This is a genomic window from Acidihalobacter aeolianus (genome assembly GCF_001753165.1).
Taxonomy (GTDB): Bacteria; Pseudomonadota; Gammaproteobacteria; order DSM-5130; family Acidihalobacteraceae; genus Acidihalobacter; species Acidihalobacter aeolianus.
In genome coordinates, this window is record NZ_CP017448.1 from 3,119,306 (window position 1) to 3,141,503 (window position 22,198).

Consider the following 22,198-nt stretch of genomic DNA (forward strand, 5'->3'; position numbering starts at 1 on the left):
GCGGGTATTTGGCCCCAGCCTGCTCGATGGGTTAGGGTATAGAAGTAGAGTGCGCAACCTAAGGTTTAAAAATGTCTGATACGACAGGGCGGACACGCATCCGCTTGGACGGTGTCAGCAAAGTCTTCGGGCGCCAGGCAAGCAAGGCGCTCGAGGATCTACGACAGGGCAAGGGAAAGACTGAGGTCCAGCAGGCGAACAACGCCGTCGTCGGCGCGTTCGACGTTTCGCTGGAAATCCGCAGCGGCGAGATCTTCGTCATCATGGGCCTGTCCGGTAGCGGCAAGTCCACCCTGTTGCGGCTGATCAACCGGCTCCACGAACCCACCTCCGGGCGAGTCTTCATCGACGACGAGGACATCACGCGCCTCAAGCCCAAGCCCCTGCGCGAACTGCGCCGACGCAAGTTCGGCATGGTGTTCCAGAGCTTCGCGCTGTTGCCGCACCGTACGGTCATGGGCAACGTCGAATTCGGCCTCGAAATCCAGGGCGTACCCAAGACCGAGCGACGCGAACATGCACAGGCCGTGATCGAGACCGTCGGCCTCACCGGCTACGAGTCGCGTTACGCCGCCGAGCTCTCCGGCGGCATGCAGCAGCGCGTCGGCCTCGCCCGCGCACTGGCCGCCGACCCCGAGATCCTGCTCATGGACGAGGCCTTCAGCGCGCTCGACCCGCTGATCCGCAGCCAGCTGCAGGACGACCTGCTGGAGATTCAGGATCGCCTGGGCAAGACCATCGTGTTCGTCTCCCACGATCTCGACGAAGCGCTCAAGCTCGGCAGCCGCATCGCCATCATGCGCGACGGGCGCCTGATCCAGGTCGGTACGCCCGAGGAGATCATCGCCCACCCGGCCGACGACTACGTGTCCGCCTTCGTCGAGGGCGCGGACCGCACCCAGGTGCTCACCGCGGCGCAGATCATGCGCCAGCCGACCACCACCGGGCACCCTAAGGATTCCCCGCGCACCCTGCTGCGCAAGATGGAACGCAGCGGCTTCGGCGGCCTTGTGGTGGTCGACAACGGACGCCAGGTACATGGCTTCGTCGGCCTCGACGAGACGATCCGCCAGCGCGACAACGAGCTGCTCAACCCGGAAAGCCTGCACCCGCTCCCGGTCGCCGAACCCGAAACCAACCTCAGCGACCTGATCAATCTGGTCACCGAGAAAACCTCGCCCGTGGTCGTACTCGACCCCCGCAAGCGCCTCGTCGGCGTCATCGACAAAAGCACGCTCCTGGCCGCCCTGGCACAGGGCGACGCCGCGGGCGAAACCGCGGCCGACCCGCCCGCGCACGCAGACACGACGGGCGACTCCGAAGTCGCCTGAGTGCGCCGGCCACGCGCCGGCCCGCATCCCGAATCCCGTGCCCGCTCCATCGAGACAGCACATCGAGGCATTGCCATGAGTTTTCAGCTGGGAACACCCATACCGATCGGCCAGTCCGTCAGCGACAGCGTCAACTACCTGACCGACCACTACGCCGGGGCCTTCAACGCGATCACCACCGGCGTGCACTTCCTCATCGCCGGGCTCAAGAACGGCCTGCTCGCCGTGCCCCCGCTCCTGGCCATCGCCGTGGTCGCCGCGCTTTCGTTGTGGTTGCTCGGCTGGCGCCGCAAAGGTGCCTGGGGCTTGATGGTCTTTGCCGTGCTCGGCCTGCTGTTGGTGCTCAATCTCGGCTACTGGGCCGCGTTGATGGAAACCCTCGCGCTGGTGCTCGCCGCCGAGCTGATGGTGGTCGTCATCGGCCTGCCGCTCGGCATCCTCGGCGGGCGCAGCGATCTGGCCGACCGCATGATGCGGCCGGTGCTGGACATCATGCAGACCATGCCGGCCTTCGTGTACCTCGTGCCGGCGGTCATCTTCTTCGGTCTGGGCCTGGTGCCCGGCGTGCTCTCGACGGTGATCTTCGCGCTGCCGCCGCTGATCCGTCTGACCACGCTCGGCATTCGCCAGGTCCCCCACGAACTGGTCGAGGCCTCCAACTCCTTCGGTGCCACCTGGTGGCAGATGCTGGTCAAGGTGCAGCTGCCGAGCGCGCTGCCGTCGATCATGGCGGGGGTCAACCAGTCCATCATGCTGGGCCTGTCGATGGTGGTCATCTCCGCGATGATCGGCGCCGGCGGCCTCGGCAACGTCGTCCTGCAAGGCATCACCCAGCTCGATGTCGGCAAGGGCTTCGTCGGCGGTCTCGCCGTCGTCATCCTCGCGATCATTCTCGATCGCATCACTCAATCCTTCGGTCAAAGGGGCAAACAATGAAACGCATGTCACGCCTGCTAGGCACCCTCATCCTGGCGTTCTCCGCCGCCGGCATCGCCATGCTGCCGGCCGCGCAGGCCGCCGCCAAACCGACGATCAAGCTCGGCTACGTGCAGAGCTGGCCGTCCAGCGCCATCACCACACGCCTAGCCGCCACGGTGATCCGCGAGCGCCTGCATACCCCGGTGGAAATGATCTCCTCCGCAGCAGGCCCGATGTGGGAAGCCGTGGCCAGCGACCACACCGACGCTATGCTCACCGCCTGGCTGCCCACCACCCACAAGACCTACTACGAGAAGCTGTGGACGCGCGTGGTCAACCTCGGCCCGAACGTCACCGGCACCCAGCTCGGTCTCGCCGTGCCCAAGTACGTGCCGGTGAACACCATTGCCGGGCTGGAGAAGTACGCCGGCAAGTTCCAGGATCGCATCGTCGGCGTGGGCGCCGGCGCCGGCATCAACATGAACACCGAGACCGCGATCAAGACCTACGGCCTCAAGAGCTTCCACCTGCAGACCAGCTCCACCGCCGCGATGACCGCACAGCTTCAGCGCGCCATCAAGCGCAAGCAGTGGATTGTGGTCACCGCGTGGACGCCGATGTGGATGTGGGCCAAGTTCGACATCAAGTACCTCAAGGACCCGAAGAACGTCTACGGCGTGGGCGGCCATATCAACACCATCGCCAACCCGGGCCTGATCAAGAAGGACCCGGCGGTATTCACGTTCCTGCGCCGCTTCTCGATCAGCAGCGCCCAGCTGCAGCAGATGATGCTGGAGGCCAAGAACGGCAAGCCGGTGAAGAGTGTGGTCGCGGACTTCATCAAGGCCCATCCCAAGCAGGTTCAGGGCTGGCTCGACTGAGGCCGCGTGCCGGTGCCCGGCTCCGGGCACCGGTAATTCAGCCGGACGGCGGGGCGATCTCGCCGTCCACGTAGTACCAGCGGCCGTCCTCGCGCAGGAAGCGGCTCAGCTCTTCCAGCCGCTGCGCGCGACCGCCGCGCTTGGCGCGGGCGACGAAGGCCACTCGCCCCTCCGCATCCGCGGCGCCACCCGCCTCTGTGCGTTCCACACGCAAACCCAACCAGTGCAGTTCGGGGTCCGGATCGAGTGCGGCCGGCCGGGTCGACGGATGCCAGGTTGCCAGCACGTAGTCCGTGCGCCCCGTCGCATAGGCCGTGTAGCGCGAGCGCATCAGCGCCTCGGCCGTCGGCGCGGATTCCGCACCGTCGATGAAGCGCCCGCAGCAGGTCGCGTAGCCGCGTCCCGAGCCGCAGGGGCACTCCTCCGTACGCGTTGCGCGCTGCTTAGCCATGCCTCGATGCCTCCAAACCGATGACCACAATCCGCGAGCGGTCATGTTAATCTGATCGCGCCATTCCTCCCCAGATTCACCCCGCCCCCAATGACCGATACCGACGCAACAGACCGCGTGCTGGCCTACCACCAGCGCACCAAACACCAGTTCGCCCGCTATGCCGCCGGGCCGCCCGGTCTCGACTGGAACACCCAGCCGGACCCTTTCCGCCGTTACGCGGGAGCGCCGGTGCAGGAGCTGCCGTTGCTCGGCGACGCGCCGGAGCCCGCCTATGCCGAGCTTTACATGCCCGGCGCGGTGTCGCCCCGGCCGCTCGGCCTGGCGTCGCTCGCCGCGCTGTTCGAGCTCGCCTTCGGCTTGTCCGCCTGGAAGCGCTTCGGCGAGGACAAGTGGGCCCTGCGCTGCAATCCCTCCAGCGGCAACCTCCACCCGACCGAGGCCTATGCGGTCACCGCCGGCTGCCCCGGCCTGGACGACGGCGTGCATCATTATGTCAGCCGAGACCATCTGCTGGAGCGGCGCTGCGGCTTCGCCGCCGGGACGGCAACGCTGCCGCCGGGCCTGCTGCTCGTCGGCCTGAGCTCGGTGCACTGGCGCGAGGCCTGGAAATACGGCGAACGCGCCTACCGCTACTGCCAACACGACGTCGGCCACGCCATCGCTGCGCTGCGCTATGCCGCCGCCGTGCTCGGCTGGCGCGTGCACCTGCTCGACGCCTGGGGCGACGCCGACCTCGCCGGCCTGCTCGGCCTCGCGCGCGACGCGGACTACGACGACGCCGAACGCGAGCATCCCGACGTGCTGCTGCAGGTCGACACCGGGACCGCAAACCCGCAAGCCGACAGCGACGCCCTGCTCGCGGCGGCTGCCGCAGGCCGTTGGCTGGGCCGCGCCAACGCGCTGTCCGGCAAGCACGAATGGGACTGGCCGGTGATCGAGGAAACCGCCGCCGCCTGCACCAAGCCGCGCACCGCCGGGAGCGCCGAGACCGTCGAGCCGCGACCCCCGCTCGCGCCCACCGCCTGCACCCTCGGGGCGGTCGAACTGATCCGCCAGCGGCGCAGCGCGCAGGCCTTCGACGGCAGCACGGCGATCTCCGCCACAGACTTCTTTCGCCTGCTCGACGCCACCCTGCCCCGGCCCGATGTGCCACCCTGGGACGCCGTCGGCTGGGCGCCCCGGCTGCATCTGCTGCTGTTCGTGCACCGCGTCGAGGGTTTGCCGCCGGGACTGTACGCCCTGCCGCGACGCACGGAGGCCGAGGCGCTGCTGCGCGCCGCCCTGTCCGCCGAATACGCCTGGGAACGCGTCGCCGAGGCGCCCGCGCACCTGCCCCTGTTCCGGCTGCTCACCGCCGACGCCCGCAAGGCCGTGCGCACACTTTCCTGCCACCAGGACATCGCCTCGCACAGCGCCTTCACCCTGGGCATGCTGGCAGAATTCGCCGACGAACTGGCGCAGGCGCCGTGGCGTTATCGCCGGCTGTTCTGGGAGGCCGGCATGATCGGTCAGGTGCTCTACCTGGAGGCCGAGGCCGCCGGCCTGCGCGGCACCGGCATCGGCTGCTTCTTCGACGATCCCGTACACGAACTGCTCGGCATCCAGGGCGAAACCCTGCAGAGCCTGTATCACTTCACCGTCGGCGGCGCCCGCGTCGACGCCCGCCTGCAAACCCTACCGCCCTACGGCCATCTCGCAGTCCGCCCCTCCGGCCCGGCTTGAAGCCAGGCCGCGGGGCGCGGATGATCGCGGATTGAATCACGTAGATTGAAGAGGGTTTTTCATGCAGGCCACCGCCGAATTCCAGCTCATCCCGCTCGGCGCGGGCGTCTCCGTCCGCCGCGAGGTGGAGCGCGTCGTCGCGCTGCTGCGCAGCCGACCGCTGCTCACCGAGACCCACGCCTCTGGCACCAACATCGAAGGCGAGATGCACGAAATCCTGAACGCCGTCGAGGCCGTGCACAAGGCATTGCACGCCGAGGGCGCGGTGAGACTGGTGAGCTATCTCAAGTTGGAGACGCGCACCGACAAGACGCCCACCCTCGCGGGGAAACGGCTGTGAGCGCGGCGGACGGGATGCGCCTCTGCACCTGCGGCGCCCAGGCTGCCGTGCGCCGCGAGACCCGCCGCATCGCGGGCAGCGGCGAGGAAATCGTCTATCGCGTCGCCTGCCCCGTCTGCGGTCAGACCGGCCCCGCCGTGGTCCTCGGCGAGCGCGACGAGGCCGAGGTCATCGCCGAGGCCGTCGCCGCCTGGAACGCCCTCATCTCGCGCACCCGCCCGCTGGAGTAGTAGCTGGGGCAAACGGGACACTCACGACGACGCGCGCCGCAAGTCATTGCGCGACAGCGCGAACACACGCTCGATCATCGCCTCGTCCGCCATCCTGAACGTCTTGCCCCGGCTCGCCGCATAACGGCACAGCCCCCGGTTCACCGACATCGGGTCCAGCCGCATCACGTCAGGCACTTCCAACACACGGGCGTCCAGCAGGTAACGCATCTGCGTCAGGCTGGCCAGCACGGAGCGGTCGGTGCAGGTATCGAAGCGGGCCGGCCCCAGGGCAAGCTCCGCGCGCAGCACCAGGTTGTACGGCACGCCCATGTAGGCAAGCGACGAGGTGAAGATGTCCTTGAACCAGTGCCCCAGGTCGTTGAACTCGGGCTTGCGCACGCCGGGCAGATACAGCGTATAGCGCGTCTCGTCGTGGCAGAACATCACCACATGGCGTCGGTCGATGCGGTATAGGTGCGCGTGCCAGCTGCCCAGCGGGCTCGTCTCCGCCAACGGTTCGCGGCTTACGGCAGGCAGCATCGCGGCCAATTTTTGGGTGCAGTGAATCAGCATCGCCACCCTCGCCCCGTATCTGGCCGGAACCTCCGTTCCGACCCATTCGTCCACCGCCCACGCCATTGCCCGAAGACCATGACGCGCGCGGCGACTCCATGCCCGTAATCGGCCATGTCGTTACCCCCTCTTTAGCCCTTGGCGGATGCATAGCCCTGCTCCACCTTCTGATTACTGTATAGCCTGTTCTGGGATAACCTTTTTCTATCAGTAAAACCTGCCTGAAACAGGTCTTCAGGGACACCGGCATACGCATCGCCGCCAGGCCAGAGACAGCCAAATCTACAGACAATAAATTAGCTATAAATTGACCTAAAAACACAAAACAGCCAACATATTGGCCATGAATGAAAACTTACTATTTCTCTCAGAGAACGAGATCGCCGAGCGCATTGCCAGCGCCGCGAAGGCGTATCGCCTGTCGCCGCGTGCCGCCAACATGACGCAGCAGGCGCTGGCGGACAAGGCCGGCGTTTCGGTCGGCACGATCAAGCGCTTCGAGAAGACCGGCATCATCACCCTGCCCAACCTGATCGCCGTGTTCCGCTCGCTCGGCCTGCTGCAAAACGTCGCGGCCCTGCTGCCGGAAGTGCCCGAGGTCAGCCCGATGGAGGCGCTGCTGGCCGAGGAACGCAAGCGCAGACCGGCCCGCGCGCGCAAGCCGCGCGCCAAGGGGTGAGCCAATGGCCGAGCGCTTCGATCCGCCGTCCGTCGTCGAAGTGCGGCTGTGGGGCGCACGCGCCGGCGCGCTCACCGCCTCCGCCCGGTTTCCCGGCTACTATGCCTTCGAGTACGACCGCGATTTCGTCCAGGGCGGCGTCGAACCCTCGCCGCTGCTGATGCCCTCGGCGGCCGGGCGCACCTACACCTTCCAGACGCTCGCGCAGGAGACCTACCACGGCCTGCCCGGCCTGATCGCCGACGCGCTGCCGGACCACTTCGGCAACGCGCTGATCGACGAATACCTCAACCGACACGGTTACGCCGCCGGCGAGATCACCACCCTGCAGCGCCTGATCTACGTCGGCCGCCGCGCGATGGGCGCGCTCGAATTCAAGCCCGCCGCCAGCGAAACGCACGACGACGCCTCGGCCGTCCCGCTGGAAATGTCCGCGCTGGTCGAGGACGCGCGGCGCGCCCTGCGCGGCGAGCTGTCGCAGATCACGCCGCAGATCCTCGAAATCGGCAGCTCCGCCGGCGGCGCCCGGGCCAAGGCCGTGATCGGCTGGAACCGGCAGACCGGCGAAGTCGTGTCCGGGCAGTTCGACGTGCCCGAGGGCTTCGAGCACTGGCTGCTCAAGTTCGACGTCGACCTGGACGGCAACCTGAGCTACACCGCCGGCTTCGGCCGCATCGAATACGCGCACTACCTGATGGCCCGCGAGGCCGGCGTCGAGATGAACGAGTGCCGGCTGATGGAAGAAGGCGGCCGCGCCCACTTCATGACCCGGCGTTTCGACCGGCGCGGCAACCGCAAGCTGCACATCCATTCCCTCTGCGGCCTGGCCCACCTCGATTTCAACCAGCCCCGCGTGCACAGCTACGAACAGTACCTGCGCACCATCCAGGCGCTGAACATCGGCAAGCCGGCGATCGATCAGGCGTTCGTGCGCTGCGCCTTCAACGTCGCCGCAGTCAACTGCGACGACCACACCAAGAACCTCGCCTTCCTGCTCGAAGAAGGCGGCGACTGGCAACTCACACCGGCCTACGACGTCTGCTTCTCGCACAACCCCGCGGCGGGCAAATGGACCCGCGAGCACCAGATGCGGGTGAACGGCAAGACCTGGGATATCGAAGAGGAAGACCTGCTCGCCCTGGCCAAAACCTTCGGCGTCAGCCGCGCCCGCGAGCGGCTCGACCGCGTCATCGTGGCCGTCCGCCGCTGGCGCGAATTTGCCGGCGAGGCGGGCGTGCCGGAGGCGCGCATCGCTTATGTGGAGGGCTTTCACCCAGCGTGGGTGAAGCAATGAGCGGTGAGGGCAGCATTTTAAGACCCCCCCACCGCCTCGATCCTGCTCCGCTAAGACTGCGAAATTATCACGCAGCCCACTTCCGCCCCTGGGCGGCGTAGTCGAGCATCATGTCGAACACGTTGTCGCACTTTTCCTTGAACAGCTTGCGGTCGAAGCTCTGCGGCAGCTCACGGTCCAGCACCTCCTCCACCGCCGCCCGCACCACCTTCTGACTCTGCGAGTCGCGATACCAGTTCTGCACCAGCACCTTGGGATGCTCCTGCAGCAACCGGTGCAGCAGCGATTTGGCCGCCAGTTTCACCTTCTGCGTCTCGTCCTGGGTCATCGCGTCTTTCTTCATCAGGTCGAACAGCTCCAGTTCGTCCTCGCTCAGCCCCTCGCGAATGTGGCGCTCGTCCTCGCTCTGCAAATCCCGGGTGAATTTCAGCAAGTCCTCGAAATAGTTTTCGGTCGACGATCCACCGGCGTTGTAGGTGTCGATGATCGTCTGCAGCCTTTGCGCAAAATCGGTCCGGGTCTGGTTCTGCTGCAACATCAAGTCGAGCTTCTGCTCGATGAACGCCCGCAGATCGGCGATCTCGATATGCTTGTAGGCGGTCGTCTTAAAATCCTCGCGCAGCTTCTCGAAATCGACCTGGCTGAGATCCCAGACCTTCCCCTGCTTGATCGAGCCATACGTCCCGACCAACTGCTCGCCTACCCGATTCGGCGCATGCGCCGAATCGACCACCACGCTCTCGTCGAGCAGTTCCGCGATGCGCAGACCCACGGCATCGATATCCGCCTGCTCGACGATGCTGTCGATCACGCCGCGTAGATACTCGAACGCTGCCACCTGGCGCACCACGTCGCGCCCCAGTATCTCCGGCTTGCAGGCCTCGTACAGCGAGTCGATCGTGTTCTCGTAGACGTTGAAGGTCTTGCGCCACTCGTCGTTGCCGAGCAACACATCCGCCGCCTCGTTGAACAGGCTCACGTTCTTGAACGTGTCTGCCGACTTCAGCACAGCCTCGAGTGCCACGCCGCGCTCGCGGCAGAAGGCCAGCCCCTGCTCGATCGCATCGTCCAGTAGCCCGAACAACTCGGATTTTTCGCGCACCGGCGGCTCGTCCAGTTCCTCTTCGCCCTGGGCGTAGTCCCGCAGAGCCTTCTTCATGTTGCGGAACACGTTGTAGTAATCGACGATCTCGCCGTTGCGCTTGGCCACGCCGTCGACCCGATGCGAGGTCACGCGGTTCGCCCGCGCGATGGTCTGCATCAGGGTGTGGTCCTTCATCGGCTTGTCGAGGTACAGTGTTGACACCGTCGGCGCGTCGAAGCCGGTCAGCCACATCGCGCACACGAACACCAGTTGCAGCCGGTCGTCCGGGTCCTTGAAGTTGTACTCCACGTCATGCCCGTGCGCGTCCAGCCGGTTCATGCGCTCGCGATGGGGTTTGATGTCCAGCTTCTGGCGCGCGAACTTCTCCTCTTCGCCGGCCTCCTCGCTCACGATCACCGCCATCTCCACGCCGCGCATGTAATCGAGGCGCTTTTTCAGCCGCGCCTTCTCGGCCTCGCGGCCCGCCTTGGCGATGCGCCCCACCAGTTCCTTGATGGCGGCCTTCCAATGCGCCTGCACCTTGTCGTACATGCGCACCGCGGTGAACTTGTCCACGCACACCACGATGCCCTTGCCCAGATAGCCGCGGCGCGGGAAGTGATAAACGATGTCACGGGCGATGGTCTCCAGCCGGTCGTCGCGCTTGATCACCTCGATCTCTTTGGCGAAGCGCACTTCCAGCTTGGCCTGCTGCGCCTCGTCCAGATTCTCGTCTTCCAGAATCTCGTAGAACTCCTCGCTCAGGCTCTCGTTCTGGATCAGCACCTCGGGCACGCGCTTTTCGTAATACAGCGGCACCGTTGCGCCGTCGTCCATCGACTGCTGGAAGTTGTACTCGGACACGTAATCGCCGAACCAGGCGTTGGTCTTGCGCTCGCGCCCCAGCAGCGGCGTGCCGGTGAACGCCAGATACTGCGCGTTCGGCAGTCCGCGGCGCATGTTCTCGGCCAGCGACTTGTACTGCGTGCGATGCGCCTCGTCGACGATGACCACGATGTCGTCGCGGTCAGACAGCAGCGGATACGCCTTACCCTTGTCGTAGCGGAATTTCTGGATCAGCGTGAACACGATGCGCTTGTTCTGCCCCAGGAACTTGCGCATTTCCTCGCTGTTGCGCGGCTGCGCCGCCTCGTGTTTCTTCACCGTGTCCGTGTTGAGGAAGTTGCGATAGATCTGCCCGTCCAGGTCGTCGCGATCGGTCACCACCACGAAGGTGAAATTCCCGGTGAGCTTGCGGAAGACCTTGCGCGCATAAAAGATCATCGAAAAGCTCTTGCCCGAACCCTGCGTGTGCCAGAACACACCCAGCCGGCCGTGCTTCTCCTTGCGCTGCAGAAAGGCCCGGTAGGCATTGTTCACGCCGATGAACTGGTGGTTCTGCGCGATGATCTTCTGCGTGTCCCGGTAATAGAGGACGAAATTCTCCACGTAATCCAGCAGCCGCTCCGGGGCGCACAGTCCGGCCACGGCGCGCTCCAGGCTCGTGCCCTCCTCGCGCATGCGCTCGCGGTCGATCCGCTCCTTCTCGTCCGTCACCCGCAGCCAGTTGAAGAAGTATTCCCAGCCCGCCGTGAGGCTGCCCACCTTGGTCTCGATACCGTTGGAAAGCACGCACAGCGCGTTGCACAGGAAAAGCTGCGGAATGTCGCGCTTGTAGTTCGTCAGATTGTCGTCGAACGCGGCCCTGAGCATCACGTTCGAATTCTTCAGCTCGATGAACACCAGCGGCAGGCCATTGACGTACAGCAGCACGTCCGGCCGGCGCCAGTTGCGTTCGCCTCTGATCCACAGCTGCGACACCGCGAGGAAACGGTTGGCCGACGGCTCGTTGAAATCGATCACGCGCAGCCGCTCATGCTGCTTACGGCCCTCGGCGTCGTCGAACTCGACCGGAATCCCGTCGCGGATCAGGCCGTCCACCTCGCGGTTCGCCGCCACCGGCGACATCGCCTGCCGCCGGTCCGCCAGCCGACCCAGCGCCTCGTCCACCGCCGCTTCCGGGATGGCCGGGTTGAGCCGCAGCGCCGCAGCGCGCAGGCGGTCGAGCAGGATCACCTCGCGCTTGTCCGCGCGCCCCGAGCCGTCGTCCAGATCCTCCGCCTCGGCCGTGTGGCACACCTGCACGTCGTAGCCATGCAGGTGCTGCAGCCGTTGCAGCAAAGCCTGTTCGATCTGGTCTTCGGAAATGAAGTTGGGCATGGGCGCAATCAGATACCCAAGTCCCGGCTCTCATCGGCCAGAGCCTGCAGCGCCATCTCGGTTTCCCTACGTAAAGTCGCCTTGAGCGCCTGCAAATCTTCGATCGCTATCAGATACTCCGCGCCGTCATGCCGGGCTGCCAAACCGCCTGACACGATCCGATCAATCACGTATTGAGGCGAAACATTGAGAAACGCGGCTGCCGCCTGCACGGAATGCATGCTTGCATGCCCGTCCTCCGTTCCCGACCGGTGCTTTTCCACCGCCGCCTCCCGCGTTGCTCTCAGACTTCAACTTTAACTTAGCGCCCGCATTAGTAAAAGAAAACGCATTTCCTTTAACTAACGAACAACTTTAGGTAACGATCGAATACATAGGCCCGACTACGCAACTGGCCGGTGATTTCACGCAACAGGCCCAAGCGCTCGAAGTCGCGGATCAATGCGTTCGCCGTCGGCGTCGTGACCTCCAGCGCCTTTTCGATGTCCGCCGCCATGACGACCGGCCTGCGGTACAGCAGGTTCAGCAGTTGGCGCGCGTTGCCTGCCCGCTTGCCCAGAGCCAGGATGGCATGTTCCGACTCGGTGCGCAGCGCCAACACCTGCTGGAACACGTCGCGCCCCTTGGTCGCGGTTTCCGCCACGCCGCGCAGGAAGAAGCGGACCCAGTGAATCAGGTCGTTCGATACCCGCACCCGCATCAGGGCATCGTAGTAACTCGCCCGGTTGCGCTCGAAAAAGTCCGACAGGTAAAGCGAGGGCTTGGCCAACAGGCCGTGGCTGACCAGATAGAGCGGAATCAGCAGACGCCCGATCCGCCCGTTGCCGTCCAGAAAGGGATGCGCCGTCTCGAACTGGTAGTGACTGATCGCCACCCGGATCAAGTGCGGCACCACGATCTCCTCGTTGTGCCAGAACTGCTCCAGATCGCCCATCAAATCGGGCACGCCGTCCGGATGCGGCGGGATGAACACCGCGTCCGCCAGGCTGGAACCGCCGACCCAGTTCTGGCTGGTGCGGAACTCGCCCGGCTGCTTGTGCTCGCCGCGCACCCCGCGCATCAGGATTTCATGGGTCTGCTTCAGCAGCCGGTTGGATAGCGGCAGATTCTTCAACTCGGCGACGGCGATGTTCACCGCGTCGATGTAGTTGCGCACCTCGCGCCAGTCGTCGCGCTTCTCCGGCTGAATCTGCTCCTCCGGCATCAGCGCCTCGTCGATGCCGGTCTGCGTACCCTCGATGCGGCTGGATGTCTGCGCCTCCTTGACCACGTGCATTTCGATGAACAGATCGATGTCCGGCACGATGAGGGAAAAGGCATTCAATTCGCCCAGCGCGCGGTTGGCGGCCTCCAGCAGATTGTTGATGGCGGCGTCTTCCCACACCCACTCGTGGTTCACCGGCACCGGCTCGAAGCTCTTGTACTGGTAGCGCTGACGCCAGACACCGGCTTTGAAGGTTTCAAGCTTCATGGGCGGTTTCCTCCGCCATGGAGGGCGGGAAACGGATGTCGAGGTCTTCGACGGGGAGTTTGCCGGAGATCAGGCGGGGGAGGAACACATCACGCTTCTTGGCAAGCAAAGCGTTGGTTTCCATTAGCCCTAAAATTTGTTGGAACACCGGCCCAACAACTTTGTTGAAGCTGACGATCTGTTCCTCACAGGGCATCAGGATAGGCACCGTCTTAAAAGTGTCGACAATGATATTGTCGAAGATCCCGGACTTGGAAACACCCTTGAGATAGTTGATCGCTCCTTTGATGGTCATGAAGTGGAAGAAAACTGGCCCCGCCATTTTCGGTGCCAAGGCATAACAGGATTGGTTCATGGCCATCTCTCTGTTCGCCAATGCCAGCTTTCCAACTGTTCCGCGAGCAGTAATGAAGATGGTCTCCTTGGGATAGAGCCGGCTATTACATGATTTCAGGCCATTGGCCGTAATGTGCTTCTCGGTGTCCAGCGCATAGAAGTTGTCTCCGGCATCTTTGGGCGTAAAGAAGGGGATCTGACCGTCCCAATAGGCAGACACATCAGTTTTTGGCGTACCGCCGCTCAAAACATCGAATACTTCGCTACTCGCCAATTCGACCCAGCCCACCGGCACGCCCTTCTCGAACTTCGCCTGCTCATGGCCGGGAAAGCGCATGCGCACGAACCACTCGCGGTAGATTTCCTTGGCCATTTTTTCGAGCAGTGCAATGCGGCGCCGGTTGTTTTCGATCAGGTCGTCGTAGGCGGAGAGGATGGCGGCGATTTTTTTCTGTGTGTCATAGCTTGGGACACGAAACCTGATGCTCAGCAGTTTTTCAAGGCTCATGTTGTCCTGGGTAGTGCCCTGAGATATCGCCTGCATTTGTCCTTTATAAGAATCCAGGCAGTACTTCACGAAGCGCACATCCGAGACTTCGGGTTTGGCCGTGAAACCAATAATACTATCTGGGAAACAAGCTGGTATTTTGAGTATCGCTGTGTCCGCGATATTTGCAGCAATAGTTATGCAGAGCGTGCCGGGTTGCCACAGCTTACTTTGGGCTAATCCTTTCTCATTGTAGGTTTGACTATATGCAGCAAGATAGAAATTGCTGTGCTTTACATCACCAGTCTGAATGAATGGGTAAGCACCACCATAAAGAGCTGGATCGTTGCGAGGTCGATGTTTTGATTTTCCACGAGCAACAGAGCCAATTTCTGTGAGTTTTTTGAATTGCTCTTCAAACCTGGCTGGCCTCATGATTCACCCGCAATCTGAGAGACGTTACGGCTAATCACCGCTTCCAACTCCCGCGCCTCGTCATTCAACCGCCCCAACTCCTCATTCATCGCCAGCAACTCGGCGACGAATTCCTCTTCGGTCTTGCCGTCCTCCTCGATCACCACGCCGACGTAGCGACCGGGGTTGAGCGACCAGTCCTGCTCCTCCACGTCCTGGAGGCTGGCCAACTTGCACAGGCCGGTGACGTCTTCGTAGCGCGCCTCGGGGAAGCGTTCCTGCAGCCAGTGGATGTGCCGGAAACCGCTCTCCGCGTTCTTCACCTCGGCATGCAGGGTTTCCAATGCGGCCTTGAGTTCCTTGGTCTGCCGGTCCGTCGAGCCGCGCCGGCCTTGCGCCCTGGCCTGTTCGGTCTGGCGCTTCTCGTGATGACGGACGGTCTTGTCCAGGCGCTTGAGGCCGTCGTGCAGTTTGGCGAAGAAGGGATCGAAGGCCTGGCGCAGCGCATGCTGGGCTTCGTTCCTGCGATCCACGTCCTTGGTCGTGCCATGCTCGGCACGATAGGCGGCGTGGCGTTGCCTCAGGGCTTCGAGGCCGGCCCAGTGGCCGAGCAGTTCGTCCACCGCCTGCCGGCCCTCGGCGTCGTCGAGCACGGCCCGGAGCTGTTCGGCCACCGGCGCGACCTGCGCCTCGTTCTCGGTCAGGCGCGCCATGCCCTGTTCGAAATAGCCGTCGATCAGGCCGACGAAGCGCTCGCGCCGGCTCTGGCGCAGATGGCTGATGACGGCGAGGTTCTGGATCTGTTCCTCGCTGAATTCGCGGTGGGCGCGGTCGATCTGGGTGTAGACGTTGCGCGCGTCGATGAACAGGATGCGCCCGTCGTTCTCGCCCTTGTCGAAGAACCACAGCGTGGCCGGCAGGGTCACGGTGTAGAACATGTTTGAAGGCAGGGTGAGCATGCCGTAGATGAGTCCGTTCTCGATCAGCGTCCGGCGGATGTCGGCCTCGGAATGGCGGGCGTCGGAGGCGGAGTTGGCCATGACCAGCGCGGCGCGGCCGCCGGGCTTGAGCGAGGTGGCGAACAGGTTGATCCAGAGGTAGTTGGCGTTGGGCACGGTCTCCTTGCCCGCGTCCGCCTTCTTGGCCTTGGTCTTCTTGCGCGGAATGCCGTAGGTGTTGAAGCGCGCGTCGCCCTCGACCCGCGAGAGGCTGACGTCGTCCACGTTGAACGGCGGATTGGCCATGACGAAATCGAAGCGGCCGAAGGCGCCGTAGGGGTCTTCGTAGTAGGCGTTGGCCTGGCGGACCTCGCCGCGCAGGCCGTTGACGGCGAGGTTCATGCGCGCGAGCTTGACCGTCTCCAGGGTCTTTTCCTGGCCGTAGACGTAGATGTCGCCGTCTCCGGCGGCGAGTTCGTCGCGATGTCGCTCGATGAACTGCGCGGACTGCACGAACATGCCGCCCGAGCCGCAGGCGGGGTCGAATACCGTGCCGTGGTGCGGCTCGATGATCTCGACCATGAGCCGCACCACCGAGCGCGGGGTGAAGAATTCGCCGCCCTTCTGCCCCTCGCTGCGGGCAAACTCGCCGAGGAAGTATTCGTAGATCTGGCCGAAGACGTCGCCGCTGGCATCGCGCGGAATGTCGGCGAGGGATTTCAGCAGCTGGTTGGGAATGGTCCGGTCGGTGCGCGTGAGGTCGGCGTAGGCATCCTTGGGCAATACGCCCTGCAGCTCAGGCTTGTATTCCTCGATGGCGACCATCGCCTGCTTGATCGCGTTGGCGATGTCCTTCTCTTCCGGCAGCCTGAGCAGGTGGTCGTAGCGCGCGTGGTCGGGCAGGTAAAAGCCGCATTGCTCGATGGCGATCTCGGACAGCGGCTTCTCGCGACGCGTGCCCTTGAGCTTCGCGTATTCGGCGAGGATGGACTGCTCGTACTGCCGGTACTTGTTGTCGGCGAACTTGAGGAAGATCAGCCCGAGCACGGGCGTGGAGTATTCGCTGGACTTGAGGTCCGAATTGGCGCGCAGGTTGTCGGCTGCGGCCCAGAGGTCGTTTTCGAGTTTTTTCAGGTCTGCCGGGGTCATGCGTCGTCGTCCGTGAATGCTGCGGCCGGGCAGCCGGAGCGCCCGGGGAACAGCGGCGAAATTACCACACGATGCGAACCGTCGCGCAGCCTTGGGCCTTATGCCCAGTCGATTCGGAGGCACGGCACGGATGAACTCGCCTAAAAGCCCGGGGGATTTGCGCCGCTTGCTTGCCGGTTTGCGGGCCGGGCGGCGAACTCACGCCTGCGCCGCGTCGGGCATGCGCCAGAGCAGCGCGCCGAGGGCGGCGAGCAGGAGGAGGAGCAGCAGGCTGTAGGGCACCCAGCCGGCGTGCTGGTAGACGAGGCCGGGGAGGTAGGAGCCGACGGCACCGCCGCTGTAGTAGCTGGAAACGTAGAGCCCGTTGACCAGGCCCTTGCGACGCGGTTCGAGGTGGTTGAGGTAGGCCGAGAGCACGCTGTGCAGGGTGAACATGCCTGCGGCGAAGACGAACATGCCGGCGTAGATCCAGCCCAGGCCGCCGAAGGCGAGCGCGAGGGTGCCGACGAAGTAGACCGCGCAGCCGGCGAGCAGGGTGCGGCGCTCGCCGCCGAGGCGGCGGATGAGCCACAGCGAGGACAACGGCACGACGACGCCGACGAGGTAGCCGGCATACACCCAGGCGACCGCGCCCTGGGTGATGCCGGGGTCGAGCTGGTGCATGCGGAAGGGCAGGAAGTTCATCATCGCGGCGAAGGCGAAGAACAGCAGGAAGGCGGAACCGAGGCCGAGGCGGTTGACCGGGCGGGCGACGAGTTCGCGCAGATCGGACCAGCGCACGCGGCCGAGGTCGGCGCGCGGGTCGGAGGCGAGCCAGCGCGTTGAGACGAGCGCGGCGAGCGCCAGCGCGGACCACATCCAGAACGCGGCCTGCCAGTCGATCCAGTCGGCGACCACGCCGGAGAAGGTGCGCCCGCTGAAGCCGCCGACGATGGTGGCGGCGATGTAGAGCGTGATCGCGCGGCGTGCACCGGCCGGGCCGCCGATGGCGGCGCTGTAGGTCATCAGTGCGGTGAGCACGGCGGGCAGGATGAGGCCCTCCAGGCCGCGCAGCAGCAGGAAGACGCCGTAGCCCGGCGCCTGGGCGAGCACGAACTGCACCGCGGTGAGCACGCCGAGGCCGAGCACCAGCAGGCGGCGGGCGGAGACGCGTTCGAGGACGTAGCCATAGAGCAGCGGGGCGATCGCCAGCGGCGTCATGGTGACGGTGGTGAGCAGCGCGGCGTCGGACAGGCCGACACCCCAGTGGCGCGCGAGCAGCGGCAGCAGGGCCTGATGCTCATAGAGGATTGCCACCGCGACGACGGTGCAATACAGCACGATGAGGCTATTGCGCAGACTCGGTTCCCCCGGTGTGTGGCGGCCCGGCGCTTCCCGCCGGCGGGCGCGATGCCGGATAATGCGCCTTTTCGACACGGAGCGAGCCGTGAAATTCAGCGTCGACGAATTCCGCCGGTGGGAGCACAAGAAGGTGACCCTGATCGGCATGTCGGGGGTCGGCAAGACCTACCTTTCCTCGCTGCTGCGCGAGCACGACTGGTTCCACTACGCCGGCGACTACCGCATCGGCACACGCTATCTGGACGAGGCGATCCTCGACATGATCAAGGCGCAGGCGATGCAGGTGCCCTTCCTGCGCGACCTGCTGCGCAAGGACTGGATCTACATCCGCAACAACATCAAGATCACCGATCCCGGCCCGGTGCTGTCGTTCGTCGGCAAGCTGGGCAACCCGGACCTCGGCGGCGTCGAGCTGGAGGATTTCCACCGCCGCCAGGCGGCCTACCGCGAGGGCGAAATCCGCGCGATGTACGACGTGCCGGGCTTCATCGAGAAGGCGCAGCGGATCTACGGCTACCGGCACTTCGTCAACGATGTCGGCGGCTCGCTGTGCGAGCTGGACGAGCCCGGCGTGATCGACCTGCTGGTGGAGCACACGCTGATGCTCTACATCAAGGTCACCGACCAGGACGAGGAGGACACCCTGATCCGCCGCGCGCAGGAGGCGCCCAAGCCGCTGTACTACCGGCGCGAGTTCCTGGAGGCGCAGCTGGCCGAATACCTCGCCGAGCACGGCCTGGAGTATGCCGCGCAGATGGACCCCGACGATTTCACGCGCTGGATCTTCCCGCGCCTGTTCCGCTCGCGCCTGCCGCGCTACGAGGCGCTGGCGCGCCAGGGCTATACGGTGACCTCGAAGGAGGTCGCCACCGTACGCGACGAGCAGGACTTCCTGGGGCTGCTCGAAACGGCCATCGGCCGGGGCTGAAACCTTGCCCATCGTCGCGCACAACGACTTGCCCACCTTCGCGCGCCTGCGCGCCGAGGGGCTGGGCATCCTGTCGCCGAACCGCGCGCGCAACCAGGACATCCGCGAGCTGCACATCGGCCTGCTCAACATGATGCCGGACAAGGCGCTGGCCGCCACCGAGCGCCAATTCCTGCGGCTGGTGGCGCAGAGCAACCCCATCGCGCAGTTCTACGTGCACCCCTTCACGCTGGACGAGCTGCCGCGCGGCGAGGACGCGCGCGAGCACATCGCGCGCTACTACGAGCGCTTCGAGGACCTGCGCGAACAGGGGCTGGACGCGCTGATCATCACCGGCGCCAACGTGACCGGGCCGGAGCTGTCGACCCAGCCGTTCTGGGAGCCGCTGAGCCAGGTGATCGAATGGGCCTGGGAGAACGTGACCTCGACGCTGTGCTCCTGCCTCGCCACCCACGCGGTACTGGAGCAGCGCTACGGGCAGCGCCGCCAGCCGCGGCCGGCGAAGATCTGGGGCGTGTTCCCGCACCGCGTGATCGATCCCAGGCATCCGCTGGTGGACGGCATCAACACGCGCTTCGACGTGCCTCATTCGCGCTGGAACGCGGTGTCGCGGGTGCAGTTTCGCGAGGCCGGGCTGCGCGTGCTGGCGGAAAGCGAGGAGATCGGCGTGCATCTGGCGACGAGCGCGGACGGCATCCGCTTCGTGTTCTTCCAGGGTCACCCAGAGTACGACACGATCTCGCTGCTCAAGGAGTACAAGCGCGAACTGAGCCGCTACGCCGCCGGCGAGCTCGACGCCTACCCGCCGTTCGTGGCGAACTATTTCGACGACTGGTCGCAGGCGGTGCTGCGCGAGTACCGCGCGCGCCTGGGACAGGCGCGGCGCACCGGCGAGGCGGCGCCGCCGCTGCCCGAGGCCCTGCTGGTGCCGCGTCTGGACAACACCTGGCACGACACCGCCGAGGCGGTGGTCGGCAACTGGATGGGGCTCGTCTACCAGCTCACCGACCGCGACCGCCGCAAGCCCTTCATGGATGGCATCGACCCCAACGACCCGCTCGCCGCCATTCGCGGCTGAGCGGCCTCAGTCGCCCCCCTCGCCCTGCCCCGCGGCCGTTTCGAACTCGGCGGCGGTCAGCCTGCGGGTTTCCTCGGTCAGCGGGCCGAGCGGCTCGATCTCGGTGTCCGCGGCCACGGCCTTGAGGTCGCGGAACTTGCGCGCACTGGGCAGGACGCGGCGCTCCAGCGTGCCCACCGACTTGTTGTAGGCGTCCACCGCCTGGTCGAGCCGGCTGCCGACCGCCTCCCAGTGCTTCGCCAGCGTGGCGATGCGCTCGTACAGCTCCTTGCCGAGCGCGGCGACCTCGACCGCGTTGCGCGCCATCGCCTCCTGCCGCCAGCCGTAGGCGATGGCCTTGAGCAGGGCGATCAGGGTGGTCGGGCTGGCCGGGATCACGCGCTGCTCGGCGCCGTATTCGATCAGGCCCGGATCCTGCGCCAGCGCGGAGGAGAAGAAGGCCTCGCCGGGCACGAACATGACCACGAACTCGGGCGTCGGCTCGAACTGCTCGAAATAGCTCTTGCGGCCGAGCTGGCCGATGTGGGTACGCACCTGCTGCGCGTGGCGCGTCAGCGCGGCGTCGCGCGCCGCTTCGTCGGCCGCCTCGACGGCGTTGAGGTAGGCGTCCACCGGCGCCTTGGCATCGACCACGATGCGCCGGCCGCCGGGCAGGTTGACGATCATGTCCGGGCGCAGCCGGCCGTTTTCGGTGTCCTGGCTGACCTGCTCCTCGAAGTCGCAGTGCTCCAGCATGCCGGCCATCTCGACCACGCGCTTGAGCTGGACCTCGCCCCAGCGGCCGCGCGCGGCCGGCTGGCGCAGCGCCTTGACCAGATTCGCGGTCTCGGCGTGCAGCTGCGGCAGGTGGTGCTTGAGCAGGGATTGAAGCTGCTGATCGAGTGCGCTGTAGGCCGCCACGCGCGATTTCTCCAGCTCGCCCAGGGTGCCGTCGACCTTGGTGAGCGATTCGCGGATCGGCTTGGTCAGCTCCTCGATGGCCAGTTGGCGCTTTTCGAGGTCGTCGCGCGCCCCCTGCTGGAAGCGCTTGAGGTTTTCGTGCGCCAGCTTGAGGAAGGATTCGTTGTTGTGCTTGAGGGCATCGGACGAAAGCGCCTTGAAGGCGTCGGACAGCTTGGCGCGGGCCTCCTCCAGCAGGGCGAGCTTTTCGGCCGCGGCGCGGCGTTCCTGGCTCAGGCGTTCGCGCAGCTCGGCCATGTCGCGCTGCAGCTCGTTGTTCAGCTCGCGCTCGGCGTCCAGCGCGGCGGTGCGGCCTTCCAGCTCGGCCTGCAGCTCGGTCACGCGGCGCCGATCGCCCTCGCTGCGTCCAGCCAGCTCGGCGAAGGCGCGCTCGCGTTCGATCAACCGTTCCTGCAGCTCGCTGCGCTGGCGTTCGGCCTCGACCAGCGCCGGACGCAGCTCGGCCACCCGCGCCTCGCTGGTCTCAAGCTGCCCCAGCAGGCTCCGGCGCGTGCCGATCGCGAACAGATGGCGCAGCAGCCAGCCGGCGAAGATGCCAGCGGCCACCACCGCGGTCAGATACCAGGAATCCTGCACGCTCTCCTCCTCCGGACCGTGGCGACCGGACCTGCAATCGGATGCACAGTATGGACGAAACGGGCGATAAGCTGGACTTCATTCGTCCACCTCCGCGCCGCCGTCCGTCCCGTCGCTCGCCGTCCAGCGCAGAAGTGCGTAGGCCGCCTGTCCGGCGCGCTGGTGCCGGTGCAGCTCCATCCCGCCGGGCAGCGCCGGCAACGGCCGGTCGGCGGGGTATTCCAGGTAGATCCAGGCCTCGTGCGCGAGCCAGCCGCACCCGCTCAGGGTTTCCAGGAGTGCCCCCTGGGCGTCCTGCGCAAAGGGTGGATCGAGAAACACGATGTCGAACGGCTCGGGGTTCCCCTGCAGGTAGCGCTGCGCGTCGATGTGGAGCACGTCGACGTGCTCGGCGCCTAGACGGGCGACGCTCGCGGACAGCGCCGCGGCCACGGCCGGCGCGGCTTCGACCAGCACCACCTCGCCGGCGCCGCGCGAGGCGGCCTCCAGACCGAGCGCGCCGCTGCCCGCAAAGAGATCGAGGCAACGGGCGCCGGGCAGCGGCCCCTGCAGCCAGTTGAACAGGGTTTCGCGCACGCGGTCCGCGGTGGGGCGCAGGCCTTCGGCGTCGGGGAATTCGATGCGCCGGCCGCGCCAGCGCCCGCCGATGATGCGCAGCTGATTGCGCGCCGAGGGGCGGCGATAGCGGCGCCTCGCCGTCACGCCCGCCACCGTGTGGCGGCGGGTCGGCGGCGAAACGGGTATGATCCGGCACGTTGCGGATTACGCGGGCGTTGCGCGCCTGCTAGCATGTGCATGCTCCTTTGTGATCA

At 65.6% G+C, this 22,198-nt stretch carries 20 protein-coding genes; 10 read left to right on the forward strand and 10 right to left on the reverse strand.

Translation table 11 applies throughout. The annotated features are described in order from the left end of the window. Positions 1–71: 71 nt before the first annotated feature. The 3 genes from BJI67_RS14560 (at position 72) to BJI67_RS14570 (ending at position 3,130) form a co-directional block, all read left to right on the forward strand. Positions 72–1,331, forward strand: a complete 1,260-nt coding sequence (locus BJI67_RS14560; protein ID WP_070073652.1) for a quaternary amine ABC transporter ATP-binding protein — start codon at positions 72–74, stop codon at positions 1,329–1,331. A 75-nt stretch (positions 1,332–1,406) separates the two neighbouring features. After that, positions 1,407–2,267: an ABC transporter permease gene (locus tag BJI67_RS14565; RefSeq protein WP_070073653.1), complete on the forward strand. Its 861-nt coding sequence runs from the start codon at positions 1,407–1,409 to the stop codon at positions 2,265–2,267. Further along, positions 2,264–3,130 (forward strand): glycine betaine ABC transporter substrate-binding protein, encoded by an 867-nt coding sequence (locus BJI67_RS14570; RefSeq protein WP_083250917.1) that lies wholly within the window; start codon positions 2,264–2,266, stop codon positions 3,128–3,130. The genes BJI67_RS14565 and BJI67_RS14570 overlap by 4 nt, the downstream gene beginning before the upstream one ends. Positions 3,131–3,167: 37 nt before the next feature. Here the strand turns inward: BJI67_RS14570 and BJI67_RS14575 are convergent, their stop codons facing one another. Further along, on the reverse strand, positions 3,168–3,581 hold the full coding sequence (locus BJI67_RS14575; RefSeq protein WP_070073654.1) for a YchJ family protein: 414 nt from the start codon (positions 3,579–3,581) through the stop codon (positions 3,168–3,170). Between the two features lie 90 nt (positions 3,582–3,671). On the opposite strand from BJI67_RS14575, the gene BJI67_RS14580 reads away from it, so the two are divergent. The 3 genes from BJI67_RS14580 to BJI67_RS14590 all read left to right on the forward strand — a co-directional run bounded on the left by BJI67_RS14580 (position 3,672) and on the right by BJI67_RS14590 (position 5,876). Continuing rightward, positions 3,672–5,306: a SagB/ThcOx family dehydrogenase gene (locus BJI67_RS14580; RefSeq protein WP_070073655.1), complete on the forward strand. Its 1,635-nt coding sequence runs from the start codon at positions 3,672–3,674 to the stop codon at positions 5,304–5,306. 61 nt (positions 5,307–5,367) lie between these two features. Beyond that, positions 5,368–5,646 carry an MTH1187 family thiamine-binding protein gene (locus BJI67_RS14585; protein WP_070073656.1) on the forward strand — a complete coding sequence of 93 codons (279 nt, stop codon included), beginning with the start codon at positions 5,368–5,370 and terminating at the stop codon, positions 5,644–5,646. Further along, positions 5,643–5,876, forward strand: coding sequence for a hypothetical protein (locus tag BJI67_RS14590; protein WP_070073657.1), 234 nt, complete (start codon positions 5,643–5,645; stop codon positions 5,874–5,876). The genes BJI67_RS14585 and BJI67_RS14590 overlap by 4 nt, the downstream gene beginning before the upstream one ends. A gap of 21 nt (positions 5,877–5,897) precedes the next feature. Here BJI67_RS14590 and BJI67_RS14595 read toward each other — a convergent pair whose 3' ends face one another. After that, on the reverse strand, positions 5,898–6,431 hold the full coding sequence (locus BJI67_RS14595) for a DUF6933 domain-containing protein (RefSeq protein ID WP_070073658.1): 534 nt from the start codon (positions 6,429–6,431) through the stop codon (positions 5,898–5,900). A gap of 343 nt (positions 6,432–6,774) precedes the next feature. Between BJI67_RS14595 and BJI67_RS14600 the strand changes: the two genes are divergently transcribed. Together BJI67_RS14600 and BJI67_RS14605 are read left to right on the forward strand one after the other, a co-directional pair. Beyond that, positions 6,775–7,110, forward strand: a complete 336-nt coding sequence (locus BJI67_RS14600; protein ID WP_070073659.1) for a helix-turn-helix domain-containing protein — start codon at positions 6,775–6,777, stop codon at positions 7,108–7,110. 4 nt (positions 7,111–7,114) lie between these two features. Further along, positions 7,115–8,404, forward strand: coding sequence for a type II toxin-antitoxin system HipA family toxin (locus BJI67_RS14605; protein WP_070073660.1), 1,290 nt, complete (start codon positions 7,115–7,117; stop codon positions 8,402–8,404). 67 nt (positions 8,405–8,471) lie between these two features. Here BJI67_RS14605 and BJI67_RS14610 read toward each other — a convergent pair whose 3' ends face one another. The 6 genes from BJI67_RS14610 to BJI67_RS14635 all read right to left on the reverse strand — a co-directional run bounded on the left by BJI67_RS14610 (position 8,472) and on the right by BJI67_RS14635 (position 17,919). After that, a complete protein-coding gene (locus BJI67_RS14610) occupies positions 8,472–11,708 on the reverse strand; it encodes a type I restriction endonuclease subunit R (RefSeq protein ID WP_070073661.1) in 3,237 nt (1,078 codons plus the stop codon). An 8-nt stretch (positions 11,709–11,716) separates the two neighbouring features. After that, positions 11,717–11,971 (reverse strand): MerR family transcriptional regulator, encoded by a 255-nt coding sequence (locus tag BJI67_RS14615; protein WP_156782167.1) that lies wholly within the window; start codon positions 11,969–11,971, stop codon positions 11,717–11,719. A gap of 74 nt (positions 11,972–12,045) precedes the next feature. Beyond that, positions 12,046–13,179, reverse strand: a complete 1,134-nt coding sequence (locus BJI67_RS14620) for a Fic family protein (RefSeq protein WP_070073663.1) — start codon at positions 13,177–13,179, stop codon at positions 12,046–12,048. Beyond that, positions 13,169–14,437 (reverse strand): restriction endonuclease subunit S, encoded by a 1,269-nt coding sequence (locus tag BJI67_RS14625; protein WP_070073664.1) that lies wholly within the window; start codon positions 14,435–14,437, stop codon positions 13,169–13,171. Before BJI67_RS14625 ends, BJI67_RS14620 begins: the two co-directional genes overlap by 11 nt. Beyond that, a complete protein-coding gene (locus BJI67_RS14630) occupies positions 14,434–16,503 on the reverse strand; it encodes a type I restriction-modification system subunit M (RefSeq protein WP_070073665.1) in 2,070 nt (689 codons plus the stop codon). The genes BJI67_RS14625 and BJI67_RS14630 overlap by 4 nt, the downstream gene beginning before the upstream one ends. A gap of 198 nt (positions 16,504–16,701) precedes the next feature. Then, complete coding sequence (locus BJI67_RS14635; RefSeq protein ID WP_197513144.1) at positions 16,702–17,919, reverse strand: MFS transporter; 1,218 nt, start codon at positions 17,917–17,919, stop codon at positions 16,702–16,704. A 10-nt stretch (positions 17,920–17,929) separates the two neighbouring features. On the opposite strand from BJI67_RS14635, the gene BJI67_RS14640 reads away from it, so the two are divergent. Further along, on the forward strand, positions 17,930–18,772 hold the full coding sequence (locus tag BJI67_RS14640) for an ATPase (RefSeq protein WP_070074184.1): 843 nt from the start codon (positions 17,930–17,932) through the stop codon (positions 18,770–18,772). 4 nt (positions 18,773–18,776) lie between these two features. Beyond that, a complete protein-coding gene (gene metA / locus BJI67_RS14645) occupies positions 18,777–19,850 on the forward strand; it encodes a homoserine O-succinyltransferase MetA (protein ID WP_070073666.1) in 1,074 nt (357 codons plus the stop codon). Between the two features lie 6 nt (positions 19,851–19,856). On the opposite strand, the gene rmuC is transcribed toward metA, so the two are convergent. Then, entirely contained in the window at positions 19,857–21,386 is a 1,530-nt protein-coding gene (gene rmuC / locus BJI67_RS14650) for a DNA recombination protein RmuC (protein WP_070073667.1), read from the reverse strand. A gap of 78 nt (positions 21,387–21,464) precedes the next feature. Further along, positions 21,465–22,088 (reverse strand): 16S rRNA (guanine(966)-N(2))-methyltransferase RsmD, encoded by a 624-nt coding sequence (rsmD, locus tag BJI67_RS14655; RefSeq protein ID WP_231940863.1) that lies wholly within the window; start codon positions 22,086–22,088, stop codon positions 21,465–21,467. Positions 22,089–22,198: the final 110 nt, after the last annotated feature.

Excerpts from the sequence above, each read along its gene's own strand:
- BJI67_RS14625 (WP_070073664.1), bottom strand. The coding sequence starts at position 14,437 with ATGAGGCCAGCCAGGTTTGAAGAGCAATTCAAAAAACTCACAGAAATT.
- BJI67_RS14560 (WP_070073652.1), top strand. The coding sequence starts at position 72 with ATGTCTGATACGACAGGGCGGACACGCATCCGCTTGGACGGTGTCAGC.
- BJI67_RS14610 (WP_070073661.1), bottom strand. The coding sequence starts at position 11,708 with ATGCCCAACTTCATTTCCGAAGACCAGATCGAACAGGCTTTGCTGCAA.
- BJI67_RS14595 (WP_070073658.1), bottom strand. The coding sequence starts at position 6,431 with ATGCTGATTCACTGCACCCAAAAATTGGCCGCGATGCTGCCTGCCGTA.
- BJI67_RS14600 (WP_070073659.1), top strand. The coding sequence starts at position 6,775 with ATGAATGAAAACTTACTATTTCTCTCAGAGAACGAGATCGCCGAGCGC.
- BJI67_RS14605 (WP_070073660.1), top strand. The coding sequence starts at position 7,115 with ATGGCCGAGCGCTTCGATCCGCCGTCCGTCGTCGAAGTGCGGCTGTGG.
- BJI67_RS14630 (WP_070073665.1), bottom strand. The coding sequence starts at position 16,503 with ATGACCCCGGCAGACCTGAAAAAACTCGAAAACGACCTCTGGGCCGCA.
- BJI67_RS14570 (WP_083250917.1), top strand. The coding sequence starts at position 2,264 with ATGAAACGCATGTCACGCCTGCTAGGCACCCTCATCCTGGCGTTCTCC.
- BJI67_RS14620 (WP_070073663.1), bottom strand. The coding sequence starts at position 13,179 with ATGAAGCTTGAAACCTTCAAAGCCGGTGTCTGGCGTCAGCGCTACCAG.
- BJI67_RS14575 (WP_070073654.1), bottom strand. The coding sequence starts at position 3,581 with ATGGCTAAGCAGCGCGCAACGCGTACGGAGGAGTGCCCCTGCGGCTCG.
- BJI67_RS14585 (WP_070073656.1), top strand. The coding sequence starts at position 5,368 with ATGCAGGCCACCGCCGAATTCCAGCTCATCCCGCTCGGCGCGGGCGTC.
- BJI67_RS14565 (WP_070073653.1), top strand. The coding sequence starts at position 1,407 with ATGAGTTTTCAGCTGGGAACACCCATACCGATCGGCCAGTCCGTCAGC.
- BJI67_RS14580 (WP_070073655.1), top strand. The coding sequence starts at position 3,672 with ATGACCGATACCGACGCAACAGACCGCGTGCTGGCCTACCACCAGCGC.